Genomic DNA, 11,822 nt, shown 5'->3' on the forward strand with positions numbered 1-11,822 from the left:
GAGGCGGATTACGGCATGGGTCGTAATCAAAGAGTTCGATATCCGTGGTTTAAGCATTCTGTTGTGTCAGATGGACTGTAACCACCGATATGGGCCCTGAAACCAGGAACCATCCAGATGGACAAGATCACCGATTTTTTGCGCGAACATCGTATTACTGAAGTGGAATGTGTGGTGCCGGACATGACCGGTATCGCCCGCGGCAAGATTATTCCGCGTGCCAAGTTTGAGGCCGGCGAAAACATGCGCCTGCCGGCCGCCGTGCTGTTCCAGACCGTCAACGGCGATTATCCGGAAGACGAATCGGTCTCCGGCGTCACCGACCCCGACATGATCTGCGTGCCCGACGAGGAAGCCATCCGCCTGGTGCCGTGGGCCGTGGACCCGACCTGCCAGGTCATCCATGACTGCGTGCATTTCGACGGCTCGCCGGTTGAATTTGCACCGCGCCACGTGCTGCGCCGCATTCTGGCCTTGTACAAGGAACGCGGCTGGAAACCGGTGGTAGCGCCAGAGCTGGAGTTCTATCTGGTCGACGTCAACAAGAATCCGGATATCCCGCTGCAACCGCCGGTAGGCCGCTCGGGCCGCGCGGAAGTGGGCCACCAGGCTTATTCGATTGAAGCGGTCAACGAGTTCGATCCGCTGTTTGAAGACATCTACGATTATTGCGAAGCACAGAATCTGGAAGTCGATACGCTGATCCACGAAGTGGGCGCGGCGCAGATGGAGATCAACTTTCTGCATGGCGATCCACTCGATCTGGCCGACCGCGTGTTCCTGTTCAAGCGCACCGTGCGTGAAGTGGCGCTGCGCCACAATATGTACGCCACGTTTATGGCCAAGCCGATGGAAAACGAGCCCGGTTCGGCCATGCATATCCATCAGAGCATTGTGGATGCCGAAACCGGCGAAAACATCTTCAGCGACGCCGATGGCAAAGAATCGAAGCTGTTCTATCACTACATCGCCGGTCTGCAAGCCTATGTACCGGCGCTGATGCCGATCTTTGCGCCGTTTGTAAACAGCTACCGCCGGCTGAGCCGCTTTACCGCTGCGCCGATCAATATCCAGTGGGGTTACGACAACCGTACCGTCGGCCTGCGCGTGCCGATGTCGGGCCCGGCCAATCGTCGCGTAGAAAACCGCATTGCAGGCGTCGATTCCAATCCTTACCTGGCCATCGCTGCCACGCTGGCGGCGGGCTACCTCGGCATGGTGCAGCAGTTGGAACCGACCGAGCCGATCAGTACCGATGCCTACAACATGCCGTATGAATTGCCGCGCAATCTGGAAAGCGCCATTGCCTTGATGCGTGGGTCGGAGGATATCGCCAGTGTGCTGGGCCAGACGTTTGTTGATGCCTACACCAGCGTCAAAGAGACGGAGTATGAAGCGTTTTTCCGAGTGATCAGTTCGTGGGAGCGGCGCCATTTGTTGCTGTACGTCTAAGCGCTCACTTCCAACGACTCTGCCCGACACAAGGAAAAATCATCATGTTGAACCAGACCATCAGCACGCGCAGTACGCAGCAATGGCAACAACTGGACGCCGCCCACCATCTGCATCCGTTTTCGGATATGGGCTCGCTCAATCGCGCGGGCAGCCGCGTGATTACGCGCGCCGAAGGCGTGTATCTGTGGGATAGCGAAGGCAACAAGATCATCGACGGCATGGCCGGTCTGTGGTGCGTCAATGTCGGCTATGGCCGCCATGAGCTGGCCGACGCGGCACAACAACAGATGCTGCAACTGCCGTACTACAACACCTTCTTCAAGACCACGCACCCGCCGGTGATCGAGTTATCGCACCAGTTGGCGCAGCTGACGCCAGAAGGCTTCAATCACTTTTTTTATTGCAACAGTGGCTCGGAAGGCAACGACACGGTACTGCGCATCGTGCATCAGTACTGGGCCGCCCAAGGCCAGGCCAGCAAGCGCTATGTGGTATCACGCCACAACGCCTATCACGGCTCGACCATTGCCGGAGGTTCGCTCGGCGGCATGGGTTATATGCACGAACAGATGCCCAGCCGCGTGCCCAACATCGTGCACATTGGCCAGCCATTCTGGTTTGGCGAGGCGGTCAACCAGACGCCAGCCGAGTTTGGCCTGGCGCGCGCTGCCGAGCTGGAAGCAAAAATTCTGGAGCTGGGGGCCGAGAATGTCGCCGCCTTTATCGGCGAGCCGTTCCAGGGCGCAGGCGGGGTGATTTTTCCGCCGGAAACCTACTGGCCCGAAATTGAACGCATCTGCCGCAAATACCAGGTGTTGCTGGTGGCCGATGAAGTGATCGGTGGCTTTGGCCGCACCGGCGAATGGTTTGCGCATCAGCATTTCGGCTTTAAACCCGATCTGATGACGCTGGCCAAAGGCTTGACCAGTGGCTACGTGCCGATGGGCGCGGTGGCCATCCAGGATCATGTGGCGCAAGCGCTGATCGAGGGCGGCGACTTCAACCATGGGCTGACCTATTCCGGGCACCCGGTGGCGGCGGCCGTTGCACTGGCGAATATCGCCATCCTGCGCGACGGCGGCGTGATCGACACGGTGAAGTCCGATACCGGTCCGTATTTTCAGAAGAGCCTGCGCGAGGCGCTGGCGGCATCGCCCATCATCGGGGAAATCCAGGGCCACGGCCTGGTGGCAGGCATGCAGTTCAGCCCGGACGCGCAGGCGCAAAAACGCTTTGAGAACGGCGGCGATATCGGCCTGATCTGCCGCGACCATTGCTTTGCCAACAATCTGATCATGCGCGCCACCGGCGACCGGATGTTGCTGTCGCCGCCGCTGGTGATCAGCCGCAGCGAAATTGATGAACTGGTCGAAAAAGCCGCGCGTTGCATCCGGCTGACGGCAGAAGGCCTCGGTTATTAAAGCGCGGCGGGGCTCAGGCCCGGACGCGACGGCAATACGGGGTAGCAAACCCGGCACGCGGGTGGGGCAAGGCGTGACCGGGCGGCTTAAATGCGCCGCCATATGCATTTAATCCGCACAACAACGGTTTTTGTTTTGGGTAGTCAATGTCGCGATCCGGCTTGTGTCCGGAATTCATTCAATAGATCTTCCTGTGGGAGTAGGGAAATGATGCGCAAGCTTTCTGGCAGTCTGGCCATATTGGCCCTCTGTTGTACGGCGCCCGCCATGGCCGCTGATTCGGTGCTCAATGTCTATAACTGGTCGGACTATATCGCCAAAGACACCATCCCGAATTTTGAAAAAGAAAACAATATCAAGGTCAAATACGACGTTTACGATAGCGACGATACCTTGCAGGCCAAATTGCTGACTGGCCGCGCTGGTTACGACATTGTGGTGCCAACCAGCAGCTATGCCGGCAAACAGATACAGGCCGGTATTTTCCAGAAGCTGGATAAATCCAAGCTCCCCAATCTTAAATATCTTGACCCCACCCTGATGGCCTTGATTGCCGGCGCTGACCCCGGCAACCAGTATCTGGTGCCGTGGGCATATGGCACGGATGGCCTCGGGTTTAACGTCACTAAGGTGCGCGCTATCCTGGGCAAAGATGTGGATCTGGCTAACTGGGATTTGCTGTTCAAACCGGAATACGCCGCAAAACTTAAATCCTGCGGTATTTCGATGCTGGATCAGGGTTCGGAAATCTTCCCCAATGTTCTTAAATACATGGGCAAGAATCCGGATAGCGTTAATCCGGCCGATTACCAGGAAGCTTTTGAATTACTCAAGAAAATCCGTCCGTATATCGGGCAGTTCAATTCGTCGGGTTATATCAATGATCTGGCCGGTGGCGATATCTGCATGGCGTTTGGTTGGTCCGGTGACGTAACCATTGCTAAACATCGCGCCAAAGAAGCCGGTAAATCCTACGAGATCGGGTATTTCATTCCGCATCAGGGCGCCGGCATCTGGTTTGACACCATGGCGATTCCGAAAGACGCCCCGCATCCGGAAGCCGCGCTCAAATGGATTAACTACATCGAAACCCCGCAAGTGCATGCCGCAATTACCAACGAGGTGTTCTATCCCAACGCCAACCTCGAAGGCAAAAAGTATGTGAAGCCGGATGTGGCCAATGATCCGGCCGTTTACCCGCCGCCTGAAGTCGCCAAAACGCTGTTCCTGATGAAGCCGCAACCGGCCGAAATCCTGCGGCTGGAAAACCGGCTCTGGGCGCAATTCAAATCAGGTCGCTAAACGCCTGATGTTTTGACGGTGCGCGGGCCATCACCGCCTGCGTACCGGTCATTCCCGCAAAACCGTAGCACCGCCGCGCAGGCGACTTCGTTGCAGAAGCTCGTCCGGGGACGTCTGCGCGCGTTATTTCCGCAATCAAGGTTAAAAGGTTGACCCCCCTATCATGAATGCAGCTCAAGCCCAGGCCCTGAACCATGCCAGCACGATATCGGACGCCGACGCGTTTGTGCGTGTGGTGGATGTGGTTAAAAAGTTCGGCGAGGCCACCGCGGTCGCCGGTGTCAATCTGAGCGTGGCGCGCAACGAACTGTTTGCGCTGCTGGGCAGTTCGGGCTGTGGCAAATCCACCTTGCTACGCATGCTGGCTGGCTTTGAAGAAGTCACGTCGGGCCGCATCATCATTGATGGCGAAGACATGGCCGCGCTGCCGCCGTACAAGCGCCCGGTGAACATGATGTTCCAGTCGTATGCCTTGTTTCCGCATATGAGCGTGGCGGCCAATGTGGCATTTGGCCTCAAGCAAGAGAAAATCGGTCCGCGTGAGATCGATGAACGCGTGGCGGATGTGCTTGAGCTGGTGCAGATGAGCAAGTACGCCAAGCGCAAGCCGTATCAGTTATCCGGCGGCCAGCAACAGCGCGTGGCGCTGGCGCGTAGCCTGGTCAAACGGCCCAAATTGCTGCTGCTGGATGAGCCGATGTCGGCGCTGGACAAGCAGATCCGCCAACGCACCCAGATCGAACTGGTCAATATTCTCGACAAGGTGGGTGTCACCTGCATGATGGTGACGCACGATCAGGAAGAAGCCATGACCATGGCGACGCGGCTGGCGGTGATGTCGGAAGGTCGCATCGTGCAGCTGGGCACGCCGCACGAAGTCTATGAGTACCCCAATACCCGCTTCAGCGCCGCCTTTATCGGCAGCACCAACCTGTTTGACGGCAACGTGACCGTCGACAATCCCGATCACATTTACGTGGAATGCGCCGCGCTGCCGCAGCCGGTGTTTATCAGCCACGGCATTACCGGCCCGCTGGGCATGCCGGTCACCTTGTCGGTGCGGCCGGAGCGCGTGCGGCTGACGCGCAGCGCACCGGAAAACGCACCCAACGTGGCGGCGGGCAAGGTCTGCAATATTGCCTATATGGGCAGCTACACGCTGTATCACGTGATGTTGGCTTCGGGCAAAAACGTGATGGCCAATGTCTCGACGCTGACCTTCGACAATGTCGACCCGCCCTCGTATGACGAAGAAGTATTCGTCAGCTGGGCGCCCGATGCCGTCACCGTGCTGACCAAGTGAGGAGGGCGACCATGACCCCGCTTTCCACACGCCTTAAACGCTATATCCCCAGCGGCCGCAGCCTGGTCATCGGCGGGCCGTATCTGTGGCTGGCGCTGTTTTTTCTGGTGCCGTTTCTGCTGGTGGTCAAGATCAGCTTTGCCGAGCAGCAACTGGGCGTGCCGCCGTACACCGAGCTGGCGCAGCTGCAAGACGGCATGGTGCATATCAATCTGCAGCTGGGGCATTACACCTTTCTGCTGTCCGACAGCCTGTATTTCGCCACCTATCTCAGCTCACTACAGATGGCGGCCATCTCCACCATCCTGTGTTTGCTGATCGGTTATCCGATGGCGTATTACATCGCGCGCAGCAATCCGGCCACCCGCAACATGCTGATGATGGCGGTGATGCTGCCGTTCTGGACCTCCTTCCTGATCCGCGTTTATGCCTGGATCGGCATTCTTAAAAACAACGGTTTGCTCAACCAGTTTCTGATGTGGGCGCACCTGGTGCGCACGCCGCTGGAGCTGTACCACACCAACACCGCCGTCTACATCGGCATGGTTTATTCCTATCTGCCGTTTCTGGTCATGCCGCTGTACGCGCATCTGGTCAAGATGGATCTGTCTTTGCTCGAAGCCGCGTATGACCTTGGCGCCAAGCCATGGAAGGTGTTCTGCCAGATCACGCTGCCGCTATCGCGCAACGGCATTATCGCCGGCTGTTTGCTGGTGTTTATCCCGGCGGTGGGCGAGTACGTCATCCCCGAACTACTGGGCGGGTCGGACACCTTGATGATCGGCCGTGTGATGTGGGACGAGTTCTTTAACAACGCAGACTGGCCGATGGCCTCGGCGGTGACGTGCGCGATGGTGCTGCTGTTGCTGGTGCCGATGGCGCTGTTCCAGCACTACCAGGCCAAGGAGTTCGAACAATGATCAAGCCCAATAAAAAACTGCAGGTGGGCACGCTGGCGGTGGGGTTCTTTTTTCTGTATGCGCCCATCCTTAGCCTGATCGTGTACTCGTTTAACGACAGCCAGTTGGTGACCATCTGGTCGAAAGTGTCCTTGCGCTGGTACTACGCGCTGGCGCAAGACGATGAACTGATCAATGCCGCGTGGCTGTCGCTCAAGATTGGCTTGCTGACCGCATTTGCCTCGGTGGCCATCGGCACCTGGGCGGGCTTTGTGCTGGCGCGCATGGGGCGGTTCCGCGGCTTTACCTTGTACAGCGCCATGATCAATGCGCCGCTGGTGATCCCGGAAGTCATCCAGGGTATTTCGCTGCTGTTGCTGTTTGTCGAAATGGGCAAGGTGCTGGGTTGGCCGGCCGAACGCGGCGTGTTCACCATCTGGATTGGTCACGTCATGTTATGCGTCAGCTACGTCGCCATCATCGTGCAAAGCCGGATCCGTGAACTGGACACCGCGCTGGAAGACGCCGCCATGGACCTTGGCGCCACGCCGTTCCGGGTGTTCTTTGTCATCACGCTGCCGCTGATTTCGCAAGCGCTGATCTCGGGTTGGCTGCTGTCGTTCACCTTGTCGATCGACGATCTGGTGCTGTCGGCCTTCTTGTCCGGGCCAGGCTCGACCACCTTGCCGCTGGTGGTATTCAGCCGCGTACGGCTGGGCCTTAACCCCGAAATGAATGCGCTGGCCACCCTGTTTATCGGCCTGGTCACCGTGGGTGTGATCGCCGCCAATTACTTTATGCAACGTGCTGAAGCGCGCCGCGCCATGCCCGCCAGTTAAGCAAGCGTCGTACGGAATCTGAAAGTAGATACAGCTGTTTGAGTAGTTTTTATCGGGGTGCAATTTCAACCATTGGGATGACGAAAATGCGCAAGAAGATCTTATGTACCTTGCTGGCCGGCTTGACCGTGTCCGGGGCGGCGCTGGCGGCGCCGAAACAGAGCGATATCGACGCCCTCAAGGCGCAGGTAAACGCGCTGCAAAAGCAGATTCAGCAACTGGAAGCCCAACAGGCCACACAAGCCGCCGCTCCGGCACCGGCTGCCGTGCCTGCTGCATCGGCCAGCACCACGCCGCCGCTGTCACCAGAAGACGTGGAATCGATGAAGCAATCGATTGCGCAATTGCAACTCAAGGTCGATAGCCTGGATACCACGGTTAATGAAGGCGGCCTGGCGGGCTTGTCCATCACCGGCTACATGGACCCGGTGTACATGTACAACAACAACGACCATGCCGGTTCGTTCAGCTTTGTAAATCACAACGGCGCGTACAACTACGACGGCAGCACCTTTGGCGATGTGTATCTGGATATCAAAAAGACCTTTGGTTCCGGTTCGCTGGCCCCGAGCGCCGAGATTTCCATCATGCCTAACCGTGGCAATGGCGCCACCCTGCTGGCCACGGATGATGGCTCCAACAGCTTTATGAACATCATCAACACCGCGGTGGCCACCATTCCGCTGGATACCAGCAGCAGCTTTGTGGTCGGCCTGATGAGCAGCTTTGGCGGCTATGAATATCAGCTGTCGACGCTGATGCCGACGCTGACGCACAACCTGCTGTATGACTTCTCCGATCCGGGCAGCTACACCGGCGTGGGCTACAACTATTCCACCGGCAACTTTGCCTGGAAGTTCATGCTGGCCAACGAGCAATACCGCACCAAGGGCGCCAGCACCCAGACCGACACCAATGCCGATACCGGCCAGGCCGTGTTCCATAGCAACAGCACGCCGACCTTTACCACGCGTCTGGATTACACCTGGTCGTCGTCGATTGATCTGGGCTGGTCCGCCAACATCGGCCGCCAGACTCTGGCCACCGGCAGCACGTGTGCGGGCGGTTATGGTTACCAGTGCACCAGCGGCTCGCCGTATAGCAAATATCTGTTTACTGAAGCCGATATGACCTACACCTGGGCCGACACCACCATCAATGCTGAAGTGGACTACGGCCGCCAGGACAGCGCCGCTTATAACGGTGGCACGGCAGTCTGGTATGGCGTGTCGTTGCTGGGCCTGCAAAAGTGGCATAGCGATGCCGGTTCGTTTGGCACCGCGCTGCGCTTTGACTACCTGAACGACAGCAAGAACGGCGGCGGTGGCGGCGGTATCGTGCTGGCCGACGGCGGTCTGGATGGGCATAACGGCTTTGGTATCAGCCAGGAATGCGCCGCCAACAGCGAAAACGCCGGTATGGATTGCAAAGGTGCCAATCGCAGCGATATCGCGTTCGACCTGATCTGGTATCTGACCGACCAGGCCACGCTGAAGCTGGAATACCGCCATGACATGGCGTCGGAAAGCGTGTTTGTGCGCAACGATGGCACTTACAGCAAGCACAACGACCTGTTCGGCACGCAGTTTATCTACGCGTTCTAAGTCATCACCGCAGGCCACCCCGGCCGGCCAGGCTGGCCGGGGTTCACCGAAAGGTTCACCGGATCTGAATGCAATGCATATCGAACAAATCGAACACATCGACAGCTGGTACGCGGCTACAGCCAACGACCGCACGCGGCACCCGGAACTGACCGGCGCGGTTGCTTGCGATGTGGTGGTGGTCGGGGCCGGGCTGACCGGCTTGCATGCGGCGCTGAACCTGGCCGAGCGTGGCCTCAAGGTGGTGGTGCTGGAAGCCGCCCGCGTGGGCTGGGCCGCCAGCGGCCGCAATGGCGGGCAAGTGATCAACGGCTTTGCTTGCGGCATGGATACGTTTGAATCCGAACTGCCCCAAGCGGACCTGCAGCGCGTGTTCGATATGGGTATCGAGGCCAATGACATCCTGCGCCAACGCATTGCCCTGCACGCCATCGATTGTGATTACCGCGCCGGTTATCTGACCGCCGCCAACAAGCCGGCGCATGTCAAAGAGCTTAAAGCCTGGCGCGACGAGGCCGCGCAACGCTGGGGCTATCAAGATCTGCGTTGGGTGGAACGCGCCGATCTGCCCGCCTATGTGCAATCCGATCGCTATGCCGGCGGTCTGTTTGATCCGAACAGTGGCCACCTGCATCCACTCAATTACACCTTGGGGCTGGCACGCGCTGCCGTCGCCGCCGGGGTACAGATTTATGAACACAGCCTGGTCACGGAAATGCGCCAGGGTCCGCCGCACATCCTGAAAACGGCGCAGGGCCAGGTAGAAGCGCAATTTGTGGTGCTGGCCTGCAATGCCTTTATTGAACATTTATCGCCCGCGCTCAATCGCAAGATCATGCCGGTGGGCACATACGTGATTACCACCGAGCCCATCGCACCGGTGCGCTTTGCGGCCTTGATGCCGGCGGGTGCGGCAATTTGCGACAGCCGGTTTGTGCTCGATTATTTCCGGCCCACGCCGGACGGCCGCGTGTTGTGGGGCGGCAAGGTCAGTTATTCGACGCTGGCGCCGTCCAACCTGGCGCAAGCGATGCGGGCCGATATGTTGAAGACGTTTCCGCAGCTGGCCGACGTCAAGATCAGCCACGCATGGGGCGGCATGGTGGACATCACCATGAACCGCGCCCCGCATTTTGGCCGTCTGGCCAACACGATTTATTTTGCTCAGGGCTTCTCCGGGCATGGCGTCAATGTGAGCGGGCTGGCGGGCAAGCTGATGGCCGAAGCCATCGCCGGCCAGGCCGAGCGCTTTGATATTTTCAGCAAGATTGGCCACCACGATTTTCCGGGCGGCGATCTGTTGCGCACTCCTTCGCTGGTACTGGCCATGGCCTGGTACCGGCTTAAAGATCTGGTTTAAACCCTGCGCCAGCGACCAAGGAAACAAACGATGTCCCAAACCAAAGACTTTGCATATTGGCGCCACCTGGCAGAAGGCCTGCAGATTGAAGGCCGCGCCTTTATCGACGGCGTATTTACCGCCGCAGCCAGTGGTAAGACCTTCGACTGCATCAGCCCGATTGACGGCAAGTTACTGACGCAGGTGGCGTGGTGCGGCGAGGCCGATGTCGACCAGACGGTAGCGATTGCGCGCCAGCGGTTTGAGAGCGGCGTCTGGTCGGATCTGAATCCGCGCCAGCGCAAAGAAATCATGCTGCGCTGGGCCGCGCTGATTCGCGAACACGCCGACGAAATCGCGCTGCTGGAAACGCTGGACGCGGGCAAACCCATAGGCGACACCACCACGGTGGACGTACCTGGCGCGGCGTATACGGTGCAGTGGTACGCCGAGGCCATCGATAAAGTCGGCGGCGAAGTCGCCCCGGTGGACCACCATCTGGTTGGCCTGGTGACGCGGCAGCCGATCGGCGTGGTGGCGGCGGTGGTGCCATGGAATTTCCCCATCCTGATGGCGGCGTGGAAGTTTGGCCCGGCGCTGGCGGCGGGTAATTCAGTGATCTTGAAGCCGTCGGAAAAATCGCCGTTGTCGGCCCTGCGCGTGGCGCAGCTGGCGCTGGAGGCGGGCATACCGGCCGGTGTATTCAATGTGCTGCCAGGCTTTGGCGATACCGGCAAATTGCTGGCGCTGCATATGGATGTGGATTGTCTGGCCTTTACCGGCTCGACCTTTGTCGGCAAGCAATTGATGCAGCACAGCGGGCAATCCAACCTGAAGCGGGTGTGGCTGGAACTGGGTGGCAAGTCACCGAATATCGTGATGCCCGACTGCCCCGACATGGCCCGCGCCGCGCGCTCGGCCGCAGGCGCCATCTTTTACAACATGGGTGAGATGTGCACGGCGGGCTCACGGTTGTTGGTGCATCGCTCGATCAAGGATGAATTCATCAAGGCGCTGATCGCCGAAGCTGCGGCGTACAAACCGGGCAATCCGCTGGATCCGGCTACGTCGATGGGCGCGATTGTGGATCACATCCAGCTGGAGCGGGTGATGAGCTATATCGAAACCGGCAAGGGCGAGGCGACGCTGTTATTGGGCGGCGGCCGCACGCTGACGGAGACGGGTGGCTATTACATCGAGCCGACCATCTTCGACGTAGCCAGCCAGGATGCGCGCGTGGCGGCGGAGGAGATTTTCGGGCCGGTGTTGTCGGTGATTACGTTTGACACGCTGGATGAGGCAATTGCCTTGGCGAATGCCAGCGAATACGGTCTGGCCGCGGCCATCTGGACCGCCGACCTGACCACCGCACACGAGGCCGCCCGGCGGCTGCGGGCAGGGACGGTGTGGGTGAATTGTTATGACGAAGGCGGGGATATGAATTTTCCGTTTGGCGGGTTCAAGCAATCGGGCAATGGGCGGGATAAGTCTTTGCATGCGTTGGATAAGTACACGGAGTTGAAGTCGACGTTGGTGCGGTTGCGGTAAGGGAGGGGGCATGCAGCGCGGGTTTTGCTGTTGGGGTGGTGTCGAACAAACCTTTAACTGCTTAGCCTGCGGCGCATGTTTTGGTGTTCAGCTTGCGCTGAACAAACCTTTA

Annotated in this window: 9 protein-coding genes; all 9 read left to right on the forward strand. The window is 58.9% G+C overall.

Annotated features, from left to right (window positions below):
• Window positions 1-117: 117 nt before the first annotated feature.
• The 9 genes from ACYQ1A_RS06275 (at window position 118) to ACYQ1A_RS06315 (ending at window position 11,710) form a co-directional block, all read left to right on the forward strand.
• A complete protein-coding gene (locus ACYQ1A_RS06275; RefSeq protein ID WP_499361071.1) occupies window positions 118-1,452 on the forward strand; it encodes a glutamine synthetase family protein in 1,335 nt (444 codons plus the stop codon).
• A 44-nt stretch (window positions 1,453-1,496) separates the two neighbouring features.
• Window positions 1,497-2,876, forward strand: a complete 1,380-nt coding sequence (locus tag ACYQ1A_RS06280) for an aspartate aminotransferase family protein (protein WP_499361072.1) — start codon at window positions 1,497-1,499, stop codon at window positions 2,874-2,876.
• Window positions 2,877-3,143: 267 nt separating this feature from the next.
• Entirely contained in the window at window positions 3,144-4,178 is a 1,035-nt protein-coding gene (locus ACYQ1A_RS06285; protein ID WP_499361073.1) for a polyamine ABC transporter substrate-binding protein, read from the forward strand.
• A 163-nt stretch (window positions 4,179-4,341) separates the two neighbouring features.
• Entirely contained in the window at window positions 4,342-5,481 is a 1,140-nt protein-coding gene (locus ACYQ1A_RS06290; protein ID WP_499361075.1) for an ABC transporter ATP-binding protein, read from the forward strand.
• Between the two features lie 11 nt (window positions 5,482-5,492).
• Window positions 5,493-6,401 carry an ABC transporter permease subunit gene (locus ACYQ1A_RS06295; protein ID WP_499361076.1) on the forward strand — a complete coding sequence of 303 codons (909 nt, stop codon included), beginning with the start codon at window positions 5,493-5,495 and terminating at the stop codon, window positions 6,399-6,401.
• The gene (locus ACYQ1A_RS06300) at window positions 6,398-7,219 is read left to right on the forward strand and encodes an ABC transporter permease subunit (RefSeq protein WP_499361078.1); all 822 of its coding nucleotides are present in this window, start codon (window positions 6,398-6,400) and stop codon (window positions 7,217-7,219) included. Before ACYQ1A_RS06295 ends, ACYQ1A_RS06300 begins: the two co-directional genes overlap by 4 nt.
• Window positions 7,220-7,305: 86 nt before the next feature.
• Complete coding sequence (locus ACYQ1A_RS06305; protein WP_499361079.1) at window positions 7,306-8,823, forward strand: DUF3138 family protein; 1,518 nt, start codon at window positions 7,306-7,308, stop codon at window positions 8,821-8,823.
• Between the two features lie 73 nt (window positions 8,824-8,896).
• On the forward strand, window positions 8,897-10,183 hold the full coding sequence (locus ACYQ1A_RS06310; protein WP_499361081.1) for an NAD(P)/FAD-dependent oxidoreductase: 1,287 nt from the start codon (window positions 8,897-8,899) through the stop codon (window positions 10,181-10,183).
• 30 nt (window positions 10,184-10,213) lie between these two features.
• A complete protein-coding gene (locus ACYQ1A_RS06315; RefSeq protein ID WP_499361082.1) occupies window positions 10,214-11,710 on the forward strand; it encodes an aldehyde dehydrogenase in 1,497 nt (498 codons plus the stop codon).
• The last annotated feature ends 112 nt before the right edge of the window (window positions 11,711-11,822 follow it).

The sequence above is a fragment of the Silvimonas sp. JCM 19000 genome (genome assembly GCF_054652575.1).